Below are 19384 nucleotides of genomic sequence, written 5' to 3'. Positions count from 1 at the left end.
TGATTGAGAAGGCGCTATGACATCATCGCTGCCCACCGGGCAAACGTCATTATTGTTACAGATGACACAGCGCCTCGCGCTGTCTGACGCGCATTTTCGTCGGATATGTCAATTAATCTACCAGCGCGCGGGAATCGTGCTGGCGGACCACAAGCGGGATATGGTTTACAACCGGCTGGTCCGTCGCCTGAGAACGCTGGGGCTGGATGATTTCGGCCGTTATCTCAGCATGCTGGAAGCCAACCAGAACAGCGCTGAGTGGCAGGCTTTTATTAACTCATTGACCACTAACCTGACGGCCTTCTTCCGTGAAGCGCATCACTTCCCGGTACTGGCGGATCACGCGCGTCGCCGCAACGGGGAATACCGTGTGTGGAGCGCGGCGGCCTCTACCGGAGAGGAACCCTACAGCATCGCCATTACGCTGGCGGATGCCTTAGGGATGGCGCCGGGGCGCTGGAAAGTTTTCGCCAGCGATATCGACACCGAAGTGCTGGAAAAGGCGAGAAGCGGGATTTACCGTCAGGACGAGTTGAAAACGCTGTCGCCACAACAGTTGCAGCGTTATTTCATGCGCGGTACAGGCCCGCATGAAGGGCTGGTGCGCGTGCGACAGGAACTGGCTAATTACGTTGAGTTTTCCACCCTCAACCTGCTGGATAAACAGTACAACGTTCCCGGGCCATTCGACGCGATATTTTGCCGTAACGTCATGATCTATTTTGATAAAACAACGCAGCAGGACATTCTGCGTCGTTTTGTTCCACTCCTTAAGCCTGACGGACTGCTGTTTGCGGGTCACTCAGAAAACTTTAGCAACCTCGTGCGCGACTTTAGCCTGCGCGGACAGACGGTGTATGCGCTAAGTAAGGACAAAGCATGAGTAAAATCAGGGTGTTGTCGGTTGACGATTCAGCGCTGATGCGCCAAATCATGACCGAAATTATTAACAGCCATAGCGATATGGAAATGGTGGCGACGGCGCCCGATCCGCTGGTTGCCAGGGATTTAATCAAAAAATATAACCCCGATGTGCTGACGCTGGATGTGGAAATGCCGCGCATGGACGGTCTCGATTTTCTTGAGAAACTGATGCGCCTGCGTCCGATGCCGGTGGTTATGGTCTCCTCTCTGACCGGGAAAGGTTCAGAGGTGACACTGCGTGCGCTGGAACTGGGGGCGATTGATTTTGTCACCAAGCCTCAGTTGGGCATTCGCGAGGGGATGCTGGCGTACAGCGAGATGATCGCAGAGAAAGTCCGCACCGCGTCACGCGCTCGCCTGGCGGCGCATAAGCCGATGGCTGCGCCTGTGACGCTAAAAGCGGGGCCGCTGCTCAGTTCTGAAAAACTGATCGCGATTGGTGCCTCGACGGGGGGAACCGAGGCCATACGTCATGTGCTGCAACCGCTGCCGCTTTCCAGTCCGGCGGTGATCATCACCCAGCATATGCCGCCCGGTTTTACCCGTTCGTTTGCCGAGCGGTTAAATAAGCTCTGCCAGATTAGCGTGAAAGAGGCGGAAGACGGCGAACGCGTGCTGCCAGGCCATGCCTACATCGCCCCCGGCGACAAGCATATGGAGCTGACGCGCAGCGGGGCGAACTATCAAATCAAAATTCATGACGGGCCGCCGGTTAACCGCCATCGCCCGTCAGTGGATGTGCTGTTTCATTCGGTCGCGAAACATGCGGGGCGCAATGCGGTAGGGGTCATCCTTACCGGTATGGGCAACGATGGCGCGGCCGGAATGTTAGCGATGCACCAGGCTGGCGCCTGGACTATCGCGCAAAACGAAGCAAGTTGTGTGGTGTTCGGCATGCCGCGCGAGGCCATCAATATGGGTGGCGTGAGCGAAGTGGTCGATCTTAGCCAGGTAAGCCAGCAGATGCTGGCGAAAATCAGTGCCGGACAGGCAATACGTATTTAACGAGGAGTATTTTTTTATGGCGGACAAAGAGCTCAGATTTCTGGTTGTGGATGACTTTTCCACCATGCGTCGCATCGTGCGCAACCTGCTAAAAGAGCTGGGTTTCAATAACGTCGAAGAGGCCGAAGATGGCGTTGACGCACTGAACAAATTGCAGGCAAGCGGCTTTGACTTCGTAATTTCTGACTGGAACATGCCCAACATGGACGGTCTGGAACTGCTGAAAACGATTCGCGCTGATGGCGCAATGGCGTCATTGCCGGTGCTGATGGTGACCGCAGAAGCGAAGAAAGAGAATATTATTGCGGCTGCGCAGGCGGGTGCCAGCGGCTATGTGGTGAAACCGTTCACTGCGGCGACGCTGGAAGAGAAACTCAACAAAATCTTTGAGAAACTGGGCATGTGAGGGTCTGAGTATGATGCAACCACAAATTAAACCTGTTGATGAGCATTCAGCAGGGGACATCATTGCGCGCATCGGCAGTCTGACCCGAATGCTGCGTGACAGCCTGCGTGAACTGGGGCTGGATCAGGCGATAGCAGAAGCGGCGGAAGCGATTCCTGATGCGCGCGATCGTCTGGACTATGTTGTACAGATGACGGCGCAGGCGGCGGAACGTGCGCTGAACAGCGTTGAAGCCTCTCAGCCACACCAGGATGAAATGGAGAAGGGCGCCAAAGCGCTGACCAAACGCTGGGATGAGTGGTTCGAAAACCCGATTGAACTCGCCGACGCCCGCGAACTGGTTACGGATACGCGTAAATTCCTCGGTGATGTGCCGGGGCATACCAGCTTCACCAATGCGCAACTGCTGGACATCATGATGGCGCAGGATTTCCAGGATCTCACCGGTCAGGTTATCAAGCGCATGATGGATGTGATCCAGGAGATTGAGCGTCAGCTGCTGATGGTATTGCTGGAAAACATCCCTGAGCAAAATTCACGTCCGAAACGCGAGAATGAAAGCCTGCTCAATGGCCCACAGGTCGACACCACCAAAGCCGGCGTTGTCGCCAGCCAGGATCAGGTGGATGACCTGCTGGATAGCCTCGGGTTCTGATGCGGTAAGGTATCCTCAGGTTGTGCAGACAACCTGAGGAACGTTTAGCGCAGATCCATTTTTACCGTCACATTGCCCTCAAATTCGCCGGGCGCTGGCGTTGCGCTGGTCGTGCTCACCGGTGCGGCTTTGATGTGTACCGCGCCGTTACCTTGCTCATCCATCGTCACCGGAAATTCAAAGGTGCCGTCCAGCGCAACATTTTGGTTGTCCTCACTAAAGATTCTCACTCCCAGGTCGTCTCTGCCGAGCATTTTGGCTATCAGGGGATCGCTGCTGTCTACAACCCCCTGGTCGGCGCTGAGCGTTAGCTTGATTCTGTCGGTATTTCCCACGGCGTTGCCGTCGCAGTGGTAAGAGATATCAACGTTTTTCAGGGCGTAGCCTTCAGGAGGCTGACCCCTGGTGACAAACTGTTTACTCACAATTTTCCCCAGATCAACCTCAATGGTGCTTCCGGCATTAATCGTACAGCTCAGCGGGGCAGAGAGTGAGCCACTCAGCCAGATATTTGATACGTGCTGTGCGCTGCCAGCGTCGCAGCTTCCTGAGCCAAAATAGAGACAGGCGTAGTTTTGCACGAGTATCGTTGGGGGAATGACTTCGATACCGAGAATGGGCTTTTTGATATAAAACGTGGCGGCGATAACATTCCATCTGAACGTTCGCTTCGCGGGGGCGGGCGTGCCAGGATGGGTGCTGTCGCTACAGACGCTAGCGGAACCTTCGGTGGGTTTCATTGACTCGATCACTTTCCCCATCGACGACACCGGCGTCGGATACTGGTTAATGTTGATCTGAATCAGGCCGGTACCGTCCAGAGAATTAACGGCATCGCTATAACCTGCAACATCAATATCTATGTTTTCAGTCAGATAACCGTACCCGGCGATACCGGCATTAAGCGGGCTTCCGGCCAGCGTCAATTCCATTATTGCCGTTGATTCAAACAGATTGCCAGGGCATGTGCAGTTTGCCGCCATTTCAACGCCGTTCCCGACAATATGCTCATCAAATTTAACAATATTGTTGGCCGTGTTGTCGTTTGCGTTGATTTCGTTGCTGAACGTGACGCTGTAATACTGTGGCGCGGTAAAGCAGTCACGCAGAATGGTTGCGGACTGGGCTGTTGCGGACGCCATCAGGCAAAGACCTGCTGCGGACAATGAAAGACGTGCGTATTTTCCCATTTTACTTAACATTTTGCGGTTCCTGCTGACAAGTCGCGCTGAGGTAATGGATGCCGGTCGGGCTGACCGCGTGGTGTTCGCGATCCAGCGTGATGTGGGCTGTGCATTGTTGATCCTGTGAATTTCCCCATTTGACGCTTAACTGAACGTCGTCGGCGACCCCGGCCAGGTAAAGCGTACCCGTATCATCCACGATGCCGCTGATGGCGAGGGCGTCGACCGTCGCCATCGCGCCAAAAGGCACCGTCATGCCATTCGGGCGGGTTAATTTTATGAGCGTGCGATAGCCGACATGCGCATCAAAAGCGGCGGAAACGGCGGCATTGCGCGAAGGAATCACCGTCACGGCGGTTTCACTGGTATCAACGTCCTCCGGCAGGCTGCTGGTGTCGACGCGAATCCGGTTTTCCTGATAGGGGCTTAATGACGGGATGATGGCGTTGCCTTGCCAGTCAGTCTGAATGCCGCGCTGGTTTTGGAAGCGTACGCCCGATGCGCCGTTGGCGTTGACGATAGCAAACTGACTGCCTAAAGGCTGAGCCAGCGTGACGCCGTGTGGATGGGCGACAATCGCACCGCTGACGCCGTAACTCAAGCGCTGCGTATCGTCAGAGGAGGTGTAGTAACCCGCATTGAGGTTGGCGTATTGTGAGCGATAGCTACCGTATACGCTGCTGGTGTCTGCGCCGTCATGGTTGGAATGGCTCTGCTGGAAGGCGTAATTCAGGCGTTCATCGTCCAGCAGCGTACCGTTTAACCCGATATTTTGCTGGGTGTAGCCATGCTTGTTATTGCTGATGTTATAGCTGCTCCAGGCCCCCGGTAGCCACTGACTTAACGGCACGCTGAAGCCGAAGGCGATCATCTGGTCGCTCTCTTCGCCGTTGCTTTTGCTGTAGGTATAAGCAAGGTGGATGCTGATATTTTTAATCGTGGTATTCAGGCCCGCCGAAATACTGCGCTCTTTGTAGGCGGTGCCCCAGTAATCCTGCTGATAACCGTTCAGGTAAAGGCTGGCGCCGGACACGTTCTGGCTTATGCTGGCCTGAATCCGGTTGCGTTTGTTAAAGCGAAACAGCAGATCATCTTCATGATCGTCGTACTTTTGATTCGCGTCGGCGAAACTGTAATAACCACGGGTAGAGTAGCGGTAGCTGGCCAGCGTAAAGTTTGTCTCCGTGGTGTCAATTTTCCCGGAGTAGAGCAGGCGATAAGACTGGCCGGTGTGCTGAGTGTCATCATCAAGCCGGGTTTTCGCCAGCGTCACATCGGCGGAAAGCGACCCGACGATGCCAAGGGAGAGGCCAGCCCCGCTGTTCATCGCCTGATAATCCTGCGCGGCGGTCACGCCGCCGAACAGCGTGACGCTATTGTTCAGGCCATAAATGAGGCTACCCTGCACGAAGTCCGGTTCATTTCGTTCGCTCCCGCTGTCTGCGCGATAGCGACCCGCGGTAACTTCATATTTCATATGTCCAGGACGCTGCATCACGGCGACGCTGGAATAAGGCTGGGTAAAGTGGCGCTCTGTGCCATCGGCCTCTTTTACCGTGACTTCCAGATCGCCGCTGTTGGTCGTGGAATAAAGGTCGTTAATTTCAAATGCGCCGGGCGCGACGTTTTGCTGATAGATGAGATAACCGTTCTGACGTACCGACACTTCGGCGTTGGAGCTGGCGATGCCGCGAATCACCGGCGCGTAGCCGCGCTGGCTGTAAGGCAGCATCTCTTCATCAGAGGTGATATTGACGCCACGGTATTGCAGACTGTCAAAAACGTCGCCCCGGGTGTTGCTTTCTCCCCCGGTAAACTGCGCTTTCAGGGCGTCAATATCGTGCTGCAAATAGGTGTTGATGGTTTCCCAGTGATGGCTGCCGTCAGTGTCGCTCCAGGTGGCGTAATTGCGCAGCCGCCAGCCGCCGATATTGGTGCCGCTGCGCATATTCAGGTACTGGTTAGTGGTGTTGTTTTGCGTGTCGTCCTGGTTTTGTGAACCGGAAAAGGCGTAGTCGACAAAGGCAACGGGGACGCCGTCATCCCAGCGTGACGGATCAATATAGCCTTTACCCGTGCCGGCAATGGCGGCCTGCGGGATGCTAAGGCGCAGCGTCATAACGGAGAAATCGAGCGTTGCCAGCGCCTGTGGGATGTACGCGCTCAGCGGTTCAGGCAGTGGCTTCGCCGCATTGAGTGCGGCTAATTCAGGATATTTATCGACCGCCACGCCCCATTTTCTTAGCATATCCGGCGTGAGCTGCGGCGTCAGTTCGCCGCCAGGCGTGCCGAGGTAGGTGATATCCGCATCATCCAGGCGCACATCGTTAATCATGACCCGGGAAGCGTAGACGCCGGGCAATTGCGCACTGGATTTAGAAAATAAGGAAAGATCGATATCCTGCTGCGTCAGCATATTCCCCTCCAGCGCAGAAGGCGAAAAGCGATACTCGCGCGCGTTCGCGACACAGGAAGAGACCAGCAACATACCGCCAAGGCAACGCACCAGCGGGGTGAGTCGCTGACGTAAAAGAGGTGGGCCAAAAGCCATAAGGTGGTTTAATCCCGAGCCAGAGTGACGGTATATTTGTCAGAGGCGTTGCCGTAATCCGTAATGCAACGCCAGCTAACGGTGTTTCCCGAGGCGCTTTTCGGCACCGGGATTTGCACGCTGGACCTGGGAGTGACCATATCAGCTTTCTCAAGTCTGGTGTTGCCGAGCAGCAGACTGTCAAAGATGCTGTGAAACGCGCCTTCATTGACCACCGTTAACATTTCGCCGTGACGAACAAAATGCAGGTTCTTGCAGGTCTCGGTGGGCGTACCTTGCAAGCCCTTCGGACGCCAGAACAATTTCAGACGCGTTTTGTAAATCAGACGCAACACGTTTTTATCATCGTCTTCTTTGGCCGTACCGGGAATTGTGCGCACATTCATGTAGAACAGGGATTCCCGGTCTGTGGGAAGCGCGGTTCCATTCCAGGCAATACGCAGGCTTTGTTCTTTCTGCGGGTTAAGACGGAACAGTGGCGGCGTGACAATAAAAGGCCCACGCGTTTTACCGTCGCCGGTATCGGACCATGACTGGATCAGCCACGGCAGTTCCTTCTCTTTATTGACCAGCGGAAGGGCGACCTCTTTTTTCCCTGCGTCATAAATAATGCGCGTGCGGCCAACCTGAATTCCAGCGGCATGGCTAAATGATGTTAATATTACAGGGAGGCATAATAAAACCTGAGATACAGTACGCATAACCTTAACTTATATTAAGTGGACATATAAAAGCGGGGGAGATAATAGTCCGGGTCCATTTTCGGACTATTATCAGATTCGCCTTCCTAAAATAAATCTGTTAATGCCAGAAGATGCTATGGATTTTATCAATGAGTAAAGTCAGGTTATTAACGATAAAGTATATTTACGGTCATATCCGCATCGGCCGGGCCCGCAGTGACGGTTTGCGCGAATGATTTATAACGGGCATTGAAATTCGCCTGAACAGAATCGCCCGTCAGAGTGGGTAATTCGATAAACACCTGTCCTTCTCCACCATCCATTGTAATGAGTTGCGTGTCTTTATTTTCCGGGCTAACGGCAATACCGACCCCTGTTGCCGCCGTATCTCCGGCGGTAGTGATTTTACTGACATCCAGTAATGTCGAAGAACCTGTCAGGGCGGTTGTCCCGTTAAACGTTAACTGAACGGCGGGCAGACCATCGCTTTTAAGTGGGCAATCCACTAATACAATGGAAAAGGGGGCAAGCGTTGATTCAGTTCCTGGAGTGGAAAAAAGAGAGGTGGGGTAAGTACCTAATGGCACGATGCTGTTCGTTCCATCATCACCCTGAATCTCACAACTGGGTTCGATAATTTGTCCTGTAAAGTGAATCGTACCGGCATCCATTTCGGCGGCGAAGGTTCCCGTTGACGCCAGTGCCAGCAGTGCGCCTGATATAATATGTCCTCTTGCGTTCATAACTGTAGTTCCTTAACGGTGATATCCATGATATGAAATTGTTCAGTTTCAGATGGGGTGAATTTATTGCAAATAGAAAACGGGGTCAATATTAAATTATATCTATATGTGTGAATTTAAAATATATTCTGTGAATCAATGAAGACTATTATACCGTCAGTGTTGCCTGCTTTCTGTGCATAAATATTGTAATAAAGTATTTTTTCTCTGGTGAAAAGATAAATTGAAGAAATGAAAACCAGGTAATATATTTTAAAGGCTTCTTTAATCTTGATGGCAGAAGGCGAAATTAACCTCCGTAATACAGGTTTATATAAATGCTCATTGTATTTTATGTCAATGAAATGTGATCCCACTTCCCTTATTCCGAAAATAAGACGCCTGACCGGCAGAGAAAATCCGCTTGCTGACAAACAAGACAAAAAGAGGGCGTTATGGGGGCTATTCCGCCTATTGACTGCGGCGTGTTCTGGCATGATCGATGCAACGTAATGGCAGCAGGCGTATGCAGTGGCAGAAGAGAGCGACGACGACAAAACAGAAGCCCCCACACCCCACCGACTTGAAAAAGCGCGGGAGGAAGGGCAAGTCCCCCGATCGAAGGAGTTGACCTCACTGCTGATTTTGCTGGTGGGCGTTTGCATTATCTGGATCGGCGGTGAGTCGCTGGCGCGTCGCCTGGCGGGGATGTTGTCGGCTGGGCTGCGTTTCGATCACAGCATGGTGAACGACCCCAATTTGATCCTCGGGCAGATTATTTTGCTGATTAAAGAGGCGATGATTGCGTTGCTGCCGCTCATCACCGGCGTTGTGCTGGTCGCGCTGATCTCGCCGGTCATGCTCGGCGGCCTGATTTTCAGCGGTAAATCACTGCAACCCAAATTTTCAAAACTGAATCCGCTATCGGGGATTAAACGCATGTTCTCCGCCCAGACCGGCGCGGAACTGCTGAAAGCAATCCTGAAATCGACGTTGGTGGGAAGCGTGGCGGGATTTTATCTCTGGCATCACTGGCCGGAGATGATGCGCCTGATGGCGGAATCTCCGGTTACGGCGATGGGCAACGCGCTTGATTTAGTCGGGCTGTGCGCGCTTCTGGTTGTACTGGGCGTGATTCCGATGGTGGCGTTTGACGTCGTCTTCCAGATCTTCAGCCACCTGAAGAAACTGCGGATGTCGCGTAAAGATATTCGCGATGAATTTAAAGAGAGTGAAGGCGATCCGCACATCAAAGGGAAAATTCGCCAGATGCAGCGTGCGGCTGCGCAGCGTCGCATGATGGAAGATGTGCCTAAAGCGGATGTCATCGTGACTAACCCGACGCATTACTCGGTTGCGTTGCAGTACGACGAAAACAAAATGAGTGCGCCAAAAGTGGTCGCCAAAGGCGCGGGACTGGTGGCGCTGCGCATTCGCGAAATCGGCACGGAACATCGGGTGCCGACCTTAGAAGCGCCCCCGCTGGCGCGCGCCTTGTATCGGCATGCTGAAATTGGTCAGCAAATCCCCGGCCAGCTCTATGCCGCAGTGGCAGAAGTGCTGGCATGGGTATGGCAGCTCAAACGCTGGCGTCTTGCCGGTGGACAACGTCCTCCACAACCTGAAAATCTTCCTGTGCCTGAAGCACTGGATTTTATGAACGAGAAGAATACTGATGGCTAATCTGGTCGCGATGCTGCGCCTGCCCAGCAACCTGAAATCCACGCAATGGCAAATTCTTGCCGGGCCGATCCTCATCCTGCTGATTCTGTCGATGATGGTGCTGCCACTGCCCGCCTTCATCCTCGACCTGCTGTTCACCTTTAATATCGCGCTGTCGATCATGGTGCTGTTGGTGGCGATGTTCACCCAGCGTACGCTGGAATTTGCCGCATTCCCGACAATATTGCTTTTCACCACGCTGTTGCGCCTGGCACTGAACGTGGCGTCGACCCGTATCATCCTGATGGAAGGGCATACCGGCGCAGCGGCGGCGGGGAAAGTGGTCGAGGCGTTTGGTCACTTCCTGGTCGGTGGCAACTTTGCGATCGGTATCGTGGTGTTCGTCATTCTCGTCATCATCAACTTTATGGTTATCACCAAGGGCGCCGGGCGTATCGCGGAAGTGGGCGCGCGTTTCGTGCTGGATGGGATGCCCGGTAAACAGATGGCGATCGACGCCGACCTGAACGCTGGTCTGATTGGCGGAGATGAAGCGAAAAAACGTCGTGCTGAAGTGACGCAGGAAGCGGATTTCTACGGGTCAATGGACGGTGCGAGTAAGTTTGTGCGCGGGGATGCCATCGCCGGTATCTTAATCATGGTCATTAACATCGTGGGTGGCCTGCTGGTGGGGGTCCTGCAACACGGGATGGACATGGGGCACGCGGCGGAAAGTTACACCCTGCTGACGATCGGCGACGGCCTGGTGGCGCAAATTCCGGCACTGGTGATCTCTACGGCGGCGGGCGTTATCGTCACCCGCGTAAGCACCGACCAGGATGTGGGCGAACAGATGGTGGGGCAGCTGTTCAGCAACCCGAGCGTGATGCTGCTCAGCGCATCGGTTCTCGGCCTGCTTGGTCTGGTGCCGGGGATGCCAAACCTGGTGTTCCTGATGTTTACGGCGGCGCTATTGGGCCTTGCCTGGTGGCTGCGCGGGCGTGAACAAAAACCACCGGCAGAGCCGCAGGCTGTCAAGATGCCGGAAAATAATTCGGTGGTTGAAGCCACCTGGAACGATGTACAGCTTGAAGATTCGCTGGGCATGGAGGTGGGCTACCGCCTGATCCCGATGGTGGATTTCCAGCAGGACGGCGAACTGCTCGGGCGAATCCGCAGTATTCGTAAAAAGTTTGCCCAGGATATGGGCTTCCTGCCGCCGGTGGTACACATTCGCGACAATATGGACTTACAGCCAGCGCGCTATCGCATTCTGATGAAAGGGGTAGAAATTGGCAGCGGCGACGCCTATCCGGGGCGCTGGCTGGCGATTAACCCTGGCACGGCGGCGGGAACGCTGCCGGGCGAACAGACTGTCGATCCCGCTTTTGGCCTGGACGCCATCTGGATCGAAAGCGCGCTGAAAGAGCAGGCGCAGATTCAGGGCTTCACCGTGGTGGAAGCCAGTACCGTCGTGGCGACGCATCTTAACCACTTGATTGGTCAGTTTGCCGCAGAGTTGTTTGGTCGCCAGGAGGCGCAGCAACTGCTGGATCGCGTATCACAAGAGATGCCAAAGCTGACGGAAGATTTGGTGCCTGGCGTTGTAACGCTCACGACCCTGCATAAAGTGTTGCAGAACCTGCTGGATGAAAAAGTGCCGATCCGTGATATGCGCACGATTCTGGAAACGCTGGCGGAACATGCGCCGCTGCAAAGCGATCCGCATGAATTAACCGCCGTGGTGCGTGTGGCGCTGGGCAGGGCGATTACGCAGCAGTGGTTCCCGGGCAATGACGAAGTGCAGGTGATTGGTCTGGATACTCCGCTGGAGCGCCTGCTGTTGCAGGCGTTACAGGGCGGTGGCGGCCTTGAGCCGGGGCTGGCCGATCGCTTGCTGGCGCAAACCCAGGAGGCGCTGTCCCGTCAGGAAATGCTGGGCGCGCCGCCGGTTCTGCTGGTGAACCACGCGCTACGCCCGCTGCTGTCGCGCTTTTTACGCCGGAGTTTGCCGCAGCTGGTGGTGTTATCGAACATGGAGCTTTCTGATAATCGCAACATCCGTATGACGGCGACAATTGGAGGGAAATAATGCGTAAATTACTCGGTTTATTGTTATTTCCGCTGGCGGTACAGGCCGCCGGAGAAGGGGCATGGCAGGCCAGCAGTATCGGCATTACCCTGAACCATCGTGGGGTGTCGGCGTCGTCTGCTCCATTGTCGTCAGGCCAGCCGGTGTCCGGTTTAATGACGCTGGTCGCCTGGCGCTATGAACTGAATGGCCCGACGCCGGCGGGGCTTCGGGCGCGTTTGTGTTCACAGTCCCGTTGCGTGGAGCTGGACGGACAGAGCGGAACCACCCACGGGTTCGCGAATGTGCCTGCCGCTGAACCGTTGCGCTTCGTGTGGGAGGTGCCGGGCGGCGGGCGACTGATTCCCGCATTAAAAGTGCAGCGTAATCAGGTGATTGTAAACTATCGTTAACTCCCCCGCGCCAACAGCAGCCAGCAGACAACGTGCTGGCTGCCTCACAATTTTGACCCCATCTTTTGATTCAATAGAAACGCTGTTTTATAAATCGGTGACGCGCGTTGCCAGACTCTTTGTATTTTTGCCATCTCGTCTGATGGCGTGGCAAAAATGAAAAGGTTTCACTTCCTGTTAGCTTTTACTGTGGCCGTGTAAAAACTCCCTTTGGCGAAGCCAATATGCCGGGGGTCTCCCAACAATTTGCAGGGTTAACGGCATGAAAACACGTAAAATTGGATTGGCGAATTATTTAGCCTATGGTTCGGGCGATTTTCTGGGCGCAGGAACCACTGCATTAACCGCCGCATGGTTACTCTATTTCTACACGACCTTCTGTGGCCTTACGCCGATTGAGGCGACATTCATTTTCGCTGCCGCGAGGGTTCTGGATGCGGTCGTCAGCCCGCTGATGGGCTTTCTGACCGATAACTTCGGTTCGACCTGGTTCGGCAGACGCTTTGGCCGTCGTAAATTCTTTATTCTGCTGGGTATTCCATGCGTCTTTAGCTACTCGCTCATGTGGGTTGGCGATATGGGATTCTGGTACTACCTGCTGACTTATCTGCTGTTCGACATTGTCTACACCATGATTCTTGTCCCTTACGAGACGCTGGTGCCGGAAATGACCGATGACTTCAAACAGAAGACCCGGTTCTCCGGGGCGCGTATCTCAATGGCGCAAATGTCTGCGATTCTGGCCTCGTTCCTGCCGGGTATCCTGCTGACTGCCTTTGGTAAAGACAACCCCGTTTCTTTTTTCTATGCCAGCCTGGTGTTCTCGGTGCTGTGCGCGCTGATGCTGACTTTTGTGTGGTTCTTTACCTGGGAGCGCCCGCGCGAAGAGTGGACGGAGGCGGCGCTGCGCGCAGAAGAAGAGAAGAAAAGCCTGACGTTCAGCCAGAGTATGAGCCGTTTGTTTGTTGAGCTGAGCTCGACGCTGCGCATCAAGATTTTCCGCCAGCATCTGGGGATGTATCTTGGGGGATATATCGCACAGGACGTCTTTAACGCCGTCTTTACCTGGTATGTTGTTTTTGTCCTGATGCAGGAAGCCTCACTGGCGTCGAATCTGCTCGGTACGATGGCTATCTTCCAGTTCATTGCGGTGATTGCCATGATCCCGCTGTGCATTCGCTTCGGGCCTGCGCCGTCATACCGGATGGTCGTGGTGCTCTTTGGTCTGAGTTCTCTCTCTTATGCCGTTCTTTATTATGCGGGCTTAAGCGATGTTTATTCGCTGCTGCTGCTGCTGCTGATCTCAGCGCTGGCGGGGCTTGGTCGCGGCGGGATCAACTATGTGCCGTGGAATACCTACACCTATATTGCCGATGTTGATGAGGTGATTACCGGTCAACGGCGGGAAGGGATCTTCGCGGGCATCATGACGCTGACCCGTAAAGCCTCTCAGGCCGGGGCCGTCATGCTGGTCGGGATTGTGATGCAGATGTCTGGTTTTGTCTCAGGGCAGAGCATACAGCCTGACACGGTCAGTCATACCATTCTGCTGATTCTGAGCTGCGGCACGCTGTCCGTGCTGGCCTTTGGTTTCCTGGTTTCTTTGCGTTTCAAACTGAATTTGCAAACGCACGGCACCCTGCGTGAAGAGACCGCCAAAATGCGTGAGTCGGGCCGGGTGATGCCGGAAGCCATCACGCCGCAGGCGCGTGCGACCGTCGAGATGCTCTCCGGTATGCCGTATGAATCACTGTGGGGTAACAACAATATTGGTTATCTGAACCGTAATAAACCTGCGGCGCCTTCGCTTCAACAGGGCGCTGCGCTGAATTCGACATTGAACAGAGGTTAAGGATATGAAAGTTTGGCCCGTCAAACACAGCCCATTATTACGTCAGCCGGCGCGATTTATCTCCCGGGAAGCGCTGCAAGCCTTGATTCAGACGGTGACGAACAATCTGGTCAATATCAGGGATGAGAGCGGACAATTTCTGCTGCGCCTGGACGATGGCCGGGTGATTGATACCAAAGGCTGGGCAGGATGGGAGTGGACGCATGGCGTCGGTCTGTACGGTATGCATCAGTATTATCAACAGACCGGTGATGAGAAAATGCGCGACATTATCGATAACTGGTTTGCCGAGCGTTTCGCCGAAGGCGCGACCACCAAAAACGTTAACACGATGGCGCCATTTTTGACGCTGGCGTATCGCTATGAAGAGACGCGTAATCCGGCGTATCTGCCCTGGCTTGAGTCCTGGGCGGAGTGGGCGATGAATGAGATGCCGCGCACCGATCATGGTGGTATGCAGCACATGACGCTGGCGGAAGAAAACCATCAGCAGATGTGGGATGACACGCTGATGATGACGGTGATGCCGCTGGCGAAGATTGGCAAACTGTTCAACCGCCCGGAGTATGTGGAAGAGGCGATTTATCAGTTCCTGCTGCACGTACAGAATCTGATGGATAAAGAGACCGGTCTGTGGTTCCACGGCTGGAGCTATGATGGACATCATAACTTTGCCAGGGCTCGCTGGGCGCGGGGTAACAGTTGGCTTACCATCGTGATTCCAGATTTCCTGGAACTGGTCGATTTGCCGGAGAAGAACGCGGTTCGTCGCTATTTGATTCAGGTTCTGAATGCGCAGATCGCCGCGCTGGCAAATTGTCAGGATGAGAGTGGGCTATGGCATACCCTGCTGGACGATCCTGATTCCTATCTGGAGGCCTCGGCAACGGCGGGGTTCGCCTACGGCATTCTGAAAGCGGTGCGTAAACGCTATGTTGGGGCGGAATATGCGCAGACGGCTGAAAGCGCGATTCGCGGTATCGTGAAACACATTTCGCCGGAAGGCGAGCTGCTGCAAACGTCCTTTGGCACGGGAATGGGGCACGATCTGGATTTCTATCGCGACATTCCGCTGACATCGATGCCGTACGGGCAGGCGATGGCGATACTGTGTCTGACAGAGTATTTGCGTAAGTATTTTTGAGAGGGACGCCCGATGGCGCTGCGCTTATCGGGCCTACGGTTCGACGCAGTTTGTAGGCCGGATAAGGCGTTTACGCCGCCATCCGGCATGTGCTGTTATTGCGGCGCAAAAAGGTGATCCATGATTTGCCGCATCACCGGCGCGGCGGTCACGCCGTCGCTGCCGCCGTTTTCCAGAATCAACGCCACCGCGACTTTCGGGTTTTTATACGGCGCGAAAGCGGTGTAAAACACATGGTCGCGCAGACGGATGGGGATCATTTTCGCATTATAGGTCTGGTTTTCTTTCAGACTGAACACTTGCGAAGTGCCGCTTTTGGCTGCAATACCGTAGGGCGCGGTGTGGAAGAATTTATAACCGGTGCCGTTCGGCGCATTCGCCATACCAAACATCGCCTGTCGCACCAGCCCCCAATAAGGCGAGGCGGCATCGGCAATCTGCGTTTCCGTCTGAGGTGCCTGCCAGGGCATGACGGTCTTGCCGGACACTTCACTCTGAAGCAGGTGAGGGGCGATCACTTTCCCGTTGTTGATCAGTGCTACCATCGCTTTCACCATCTGGATCGGCGTGGCAATCCAGTATCCCTGGCCGATACCGACTGAAATCGTATCTCCCTGATACCAGGCTTTTTTATGTACTCTCTCTTTCCACTCGCGGCTGGGCAGCAGGCCGTTATACTCTTCATCCAGATCGATACCGGTGGGCTTACCGTAACCAAATTGACCGAGCATGGTGTTAATGCGATCGATCCCCATCATCCAGGCGACCTGATAGAAAAAGGTGTCGGCAGATTCTTCAATCGCTTTGGTGACATCCAGCATACCGTGGCCGGTTTTTTTCCAGTCGCGGTAATGGCGTTGCGTACCGGGGAGCGTCCAGGTCGGCGCGCCGAAGAAGGTGGTTTGCGGCGTGATAACGCCGTTTAACAGCGCAGACATCGCGATATAAGGTTTCACCGTGGAGGCGGGCGGGTACAGCCCCTGGGTGACGCGGTTAATCAACGGCAGATCTTTATCATGCAGTAACCTGCCGTAATCCTGATGGCTGATGCCCTTCACAAACGGGTTTGGGTCATAGCTGGGCGTGGAGACCATCGCCAGTACTGAACCGTCGTGGGGATCTTCGACCAGCACTGCCGCGCGCTGACCGGCAAGCAGGCTTTCTATATATTCCTGTAGATGTAAATCCAGCGTCAGGTGGATGTCTTTGCCGGCAACGGGCGGGACATTTTTTAACAGGCGCACGATGCGTCCGTGGTTATCCACTTCGACCTCCCGGTAGCCCGTTTTGCCGTGCAGATCATTTTCGTAATAGCGTTCAATGCCCTGCTTACCGATGTTGTGATCGGCGGCATAGTTTTCAGCCAGACCTTTTTCATCCAGCGCTTTCAGGTCGCTGTCGTTAATCTTCGACACGTAACCGAGCACATGCGCCAGCTCCGCGCCGTAGGGGTACTGACGGTCTTCATAACTGTTGATCGTCACGCCGTTGAAATGGAACTGGTTAACGGAAAAGCGGGCAATTTCGACGTCCGACAGCGCGTTTTTCAATACCACCGGGCGATAGCGGCTGCCTGATTTCAACGCATGGTGAAAGGCCGCAATATCATCAGGCGTGAGATCCACGAGAGGGGTAAGCTGATGTAACAGCGCGTCCATGTCGGCAATTTTGTATGGGGTGACGGAAATATCATACCAGGTGATATTACGCACCAGCGGAATACCGTTGCGATCGTAGATGATGCCGCGCGTCGGGGCGACGGGCAGCATTTTGATGTCATTTTCGTTTGAACGGGTCGTGTAATACTGATGCTGACGGATTTGTAAATCGTAGAGATTGACAATCAGGACGCCAAAGCAGACAACCACCAGGCCAAAGGCCACTATCACGCGTCTCAGAAAGAGTTTTTCTTCCGCAGCAAAATCTTTAAACGTCATTGTCCACACCCGATAAATTCGCCGCCTAATAATACGGAGGCGTCACCGGCATGACAGACAAAAGATGTTCCATCTCTCTACGGAAATGTGTCATTCCTTGTGAGTCGTTACAAATTACAGTTAACGTAGCCGTTTCTCGTAGGCAGGATAAGGCGTTTACGCCGCCATCCGGCAAGGTGCGCCTTACCGCCTGATGGCGCTTCGCTTATCAGGCCTACGAGGGCGGTCATTCGGGAAAATAAAAAACCCGCGACATAGCGCGGGTTTTCATATCACTCGATGTGATTACATCCGTTCTACGGTCTCAATACCCAGCGTATCCAGACCCAGTTTCAGCGTTTTCGCGGTCAGTTGCGCCAGTTTCAGACGGCTGTTACGAACCTCTTCGTTTTCCGCGCTGAGGATCGGGCAGTGCTCGTAGAAGCCAGAGAACAAACCGGCAACGTCATACAGGTAGGCGCACATCACATGCGGCGTACCTTCACGCGCGACCACGGTCAGCGTTTCTTCGAACTGCAACAGGCGCGCAGCCAGCTGGGCTTCGCGATCTTCACGGATAACGACCGGCGCGCTGGACAGGGCGCTCTCGTCAATCTCCGCTTTACGGAACACGGACAGCACGCGGGTATAGGCATACTGCATATATGGCGCGGTGTTGCCTTCGAACGCCAGCATGTTGTCCCAGTCGAAGATGTAGTCAGTAGTGCGGTTTTTGGAGAGATCCGCATATTTCACCGCGCCGATACCAACCGCGTTGGCCAGTTTTTCCAGCTCGTCGGCAGGCATATCCGGGTTCTTCCCGGCCACCAGACGGCGTGCGCGTTCCAGCGCTTCATCCAGCAGATCGGCCAGCTTCACCGTACCGCCCGCGCGGGTTTTGAACGGCTTGCCGTCTTTACCGAGCATCATGCCGAACATATGGTGTTCCAGCGGCACGGAATCCGGCACGTAACCGGCTTTGCGTACGATGGTCCATGCTTGCATCAGGTGCTGATGCTGGCGGGAGTCGATGTAGTACAGCACGCGATCCGCATGCAGCGTTTCATAGCGGTATTTCGCGCAGGCGATGTCGGTGGTGGTGTAGAGATAGCCGCCATCTTTCTTCTGAATGATCACGCCCATCGGTTCGCCTTCCTTGTTTTTATATTCATCAAGGAAAACAACGGTTGCGCCTTCGCTTTCAACCGCCAGACCCTGAGCTTTCAGGTCGGCGACGATGCCAGGCAGCATCGGGTTATACAGGCTTTCACCCATCACATCGTCACGGGTTAACGTAACGTTCAGGCGATTGTAGGTGATCTGGTTCTGCGTCATGGTGATGTCGACCAGCTTGCGCCACATGTCGAGGAAGTACGGGTCGCCGCCCTGTAGTTTCACCACGTAGTTACGCGCGCGCTCGGCGAACGCTTCGTCTTCATCGTAATGTTTTTTCGCATCACGGTAGAAACCTTCGAGGTCGGCCAGCGCCATTTCACCTGCATTTTCCTGCTGCTGTTTTTCCAGCCAGGCGATAAGCATACCGAACTGTGTTCCCCAGTCGCCGACGTGGTTAGCGCGGATAACGTGATGGCCGAGGAACTCCAGCGTGCGCACGGCGGCATCGCCGATGATGGTGGAGCGCAGGTGGCCGACATGCATCTCTTTCGCGACGTTAGGCGCGGAGTAGTCGATAACCACGGTCTGTTTCGCAGGCTTAGCCACGCCCAGACGTTCAGAAGCCAGCGCCTGTTGAACATGTTCAGCAAGAAATGCCGGGTCGAGGAAAATATTGATAAAGCCAGGACCTGCGATTTCAACCTTGCTGGCGATGCCGTTGAGATCCAGATGAGTCAGCACCTGCTCTGCAAGTTGTCGCGGCGCCATACCCAGTTTTTTAGCAACTGCCATCATGCCGTTGGCCTGATAGTCGCCGAACTGTACTTTTGCTGACTGACGAACCTGCGGTTCGCAATTTGCAGGCGCGCCTGCAACAATCATGGCCTGACTAACTTTTTCTGAGAGAAGAGCCTGAATATTCACCGGAATACCTTACGTGTAAGACGCGGATTAACTGAGTCCGCGCCAGTTTAAGAATTTAGGGCGGGAGTATACTGCAAATGCCCGTTGGCGTCAGCATTGCGCGCGCGCCGTATCGCTGGAAATATGCGCAATAAAATTATGCATAAGCATTCATTT

General features: G+C 54.5%; 15 protein-coding genes. 9 read left to right on the top strand and 6 right to left on the bottom strand.

Features of this window, described 5'->3' with window-relative positions:
- Positions 1–16: 16 nt before the first annotated feature.
- Genes cheR through cheZ form a run of 4 tightly spaced genes read left to right on the top strand, consistent with a single transcriptional unit; the run spans position 17 to position 2990 of the window.
- On the top strand, positions 17–883 hold the full coding sequence (cheR, locus tag OGV50_RS08015; RefSeq protein WP_047463139.1) for a protein-glutamate O-methyltransferase CheR: 867 nt from the start codon (positions 17–19) through the stop codon (positions 881–883).
- A complete protein-coding gene (cheB, locus tag OGV50_RS08010; protein ID WP_012131966.1) occupies positions 880–1929 on the top strand; it encodes a protein-glutamate methylesterase/protein glutamine deamidase in 1050 nt (349 codons plus the stop codon). Before cheR ends, cheB begins: the two co-directional genes overlap by 4 nt.
- Before the next feature lie 16 nt (positions 1930–1945).
- Positions 1946–2335: a chemotaxis response regulator CheY gene (cheY, locus tag OGV50_RS08005; RefSeq protein WP_012131967.1), complete on the top strand. Its 390-nt coding sequence runs from the start codon at positions 1946–1948 to the stop codon at positions 2333–2335.
- Between the two features lie 10 nt (positions 2336–2345).
- Positions 2346–2990: a protein phosphatase CheZ gene (gene cheZ / locus OGV50_RS08000; RefSeq protein ID WP_012131968.1), complete on the top strand. Its 645-nt coding sequence runs from the start codon at positions 2346–2348 to the stop codon at positions 2988–2990.
- 44 nt (positions 2991–3034) lie between these two features.
- Here cheZ and OGV50_RS07995 read toward each other — a convergent pair whose 3' ends face one another.
- The 4 genes from OGV50_RS07995 to OGV50_RS07980 all read right to left on the bottom strand — a co-directional run bounded on the left by OGV50_RS07995 (position 3035) and on the right by OGV50_RS07980 (position 8151).
- Positions 3035–4192 (bottom strand): fimbrial protein, encoded by a 1158-nt coding sequence (locus OGV50_RS07995; RefSeq protein WP_286488458.1) that lies wholly within the window; start codon positions 4190–4192, stop codon positions 3035–3037.
- Entirely contained in the window at positions 4182–6725 is a 2544-nt protein-coding gene (locus OGV50_RS07990; protein ID WP_286488457.1) for a fimbria/pilus outer membrane usher protein, read from the bottom strand. The genes OGV50_RS07995 and OGV50_RS07990 overlap by 11 nt, the downstream gene beginning before the upstream one ends.
- A gap of 8 nt (positions 6726–6733) precedes the next feature.
- Positions 6734–7426 carry a fimbrial biogenesis chaperone gene (locus OGV50_RS07985; protein ID WP_286488456.1) on the bottom strand — a complete coding sequence of 231 codons (693 nt, stop codon included), beginning with the start codon at positions 7424–7426 and terminating at the stop codon, positions 6734–6736.
- Positions 7427–7575: 149 nt separating this feature from the next.
- Positions 7576–8151 (bottom strand): fimbrial protein, encoded by a 576-nt coding sequence (locus OGV50_RS07980; RefSeq protein ID WP_200090712.1) that lies wholly within the window; start codon positions 8149–8151, stop codon positions 7576–7578.
- A gap of 510 nt (positions 8152–8661) precedes the next feature.
- On the opposite strand from OGV50_RS07980, the gene flhB reads away from it, so the two are divergent.
- From flhB to bglB, 5 genes are all read left to right on the top strand, one after another.
- Complete coding sequence (gene flhB / locus OGV50_RS07975; RefSeq protein ID WP_286488455.1) at positions 8662–9813, top strand: flagellar biosynthesis protein FlhB; 1152 nt, start codon at positions 8662–8664, stop codon at positions 9811–9813.
- On the top strand, positions 9806–11884 hold the full coding sequence (gene flhA, locus OGV50_RS07970; RefSeq protein WP_286488454.1) for a flagellar biosynthesis protein FlhA: 2079 nt from the start codon (positions 9806–9808) through the stop codon (positions 11882–11884). Before flhB ends, flhA begins: the two co-directional genes overlap by 8 nt.
- A complete protein-coding gene (gene flhE / locus OGV50_RS07965; RefSeq protein ID WP_012131977.1) occupies positions 11884–12276 on the top strand; it encodes a flagellar protein FlhE in 393 nt (130 codons plus the stop codon). Before flhA ends, flhE begins: the two co-directional genes overlap by 1 nt.
- A 262-nt stretch (positions 12277–12538) precedes the next feature.
- Positions 12539–14128 carry an MFS transporter gene (locus OGV50_RS07960; protein ID WP_286488453.1) on the top strand — a complete coding sequence of 530 codons (1590 nt, stop codon included), beginning with the start codon at positions 12539–12541 and terminating at the stop codon, positions 14126–14128.
- Between the two features lie 4 nt (positions 14129–14132).
- Positions 14133–15272, top strand: a complete 1140-nt coding sequence (gene bglB / locus OGV50_RS07955) for a beta-galactosidase BglB (protein WP_286488452.1) — start codon at positions 14133–14135, stop codon at positions 15270–15272.
- Between the two features lie 95 nt (positions 15273–15367).
- Here the strand turns inward: bglB and mrdA2 are convergent, their stop codons facing one another.
- The gene (gene mrdA2, locus OGV50_RS07950; RefSeq protein ID WP_275155651.1) at positions 15368–17209 is read right to left on the bottom strand and encodes a peptidoglycan DD-transpeptidase MrdA2; all 1842 of its coding nucleotides are present in this window, start codon (positions 17207–17209) and stop codon (positions 15368–15370) included.
- A 285-nt stretch (positions 17210–17494) separates the two neighbouring features.
- Positions 17495–19228 (bottom strand): arginine--tRNA ligase, encoded by a 1734-nt coding sequence (gene argS, locus OGV50_RS07945; RefSeq protein WP_214143259.1) that lies wholly within the window; start codon positions 19226–19228, stop codon positions 17495–17497.
- Positions 19229–19384 lie beyond the last annotated feature (156 nt).

The organism is Citrobacter sp. CK180 (genome assembly GCF_030333655.1).
Taxonomy (GTDB): Bacteria; Pseudomonadota; Gammaproteobacteria; order Enterobacterales; family Enterobacteriaceae; genus Citrobacter_B; species Citrobacter_B koseri.
The sequence above is the reverse complement of the archived record's forward strand: the minus strand, read 5'-3'. Positions and strand labels throughout refer to the sequence as shown.

Coding starts and splice junctions, on each gene's coding strand:
- cheY (WP_012131967.1), top strand. CDS start 1,946: ATGGCGGACAAAGAGCTCAGATTTCTGGTTGTGGATGACTTTTCCACC.
- mrdA2 (WP_275155651.1), bottom strand. CDS start 17,209: ATGACGTTTAAAGATTTTGCTGCGGAAGAAAAACTCTTTCTGAGACGC.
- flhE (WP_012131977.1), top strand. CDS start 11,884: ATGCGTAAATTACTCGGTTTATTGTTATTTCCGCTGGCGGTACAGGCC.
- flhA (WP_286488454.1), top strand. CDS start 9,806: ATGGCTAATCTGGTCGCGATGCTGCGCCTGCCCAGCAACCTGAAATCC.
- OGV50_RS07980 (WP_200090712.1), bottom strand. CDS start 8,151: ATGAACGCAAGAGGACATATTATATCAGGCGCACTGCTGGCACTGGCG.
- cheR (WP_047463139.1), top strand. CDS start 17: ATGACATCATCGCTGCCCACCGGGCAAACGTCATTATTGTTACAGATG.
- cheB (WP_012131966.1), top strand. CDS start 880: ATGAGTAAAATCAGGGTGTTGTCGGTTGACGATTCAGCGCTGATGCGC.
- OGV50_RS07995 (WP_286488458.1), bottom strand. CDS start 4,192: ATGTTAAGTAAAATGGGAAAATACGCACGTCTTTCATTGTCCGCAGCA.
- bglB (WP_286488452.1), top strand. CDS start 14,133: ATGAAAGTTTGGCCCGTCAAACACAGCCCATTATTACGTCAGCCGGCG.
- OGV50_RS07960 (WP_286488453.1), top strand. CDS start 12,539: ATGAAAACACGTAAAATTGGATTGGCGAATTATTTAGCCTATGGTTCG.
- cheZ (WP_012131968.1), top strand. CDS start 2,346: ATGATGCAACCACAAATTAAACCTGTTGATGAGCATTCAGCAGGGGAC.
- OGV50_RS07990 (WP_286488457.1), bottom strand. CDS start 6,725: ATGGCTTTTGGCCCACCTCTTTTACGTCAGCGACTCACCCCGCTGGTG.
- OGV50_RS07985 (WP_286488456.1), bottom strand. CDS start 7,426: ATGCGTACTGTATCTCAGGTTTTATTATGCCTCCCTGTAATATTAACA.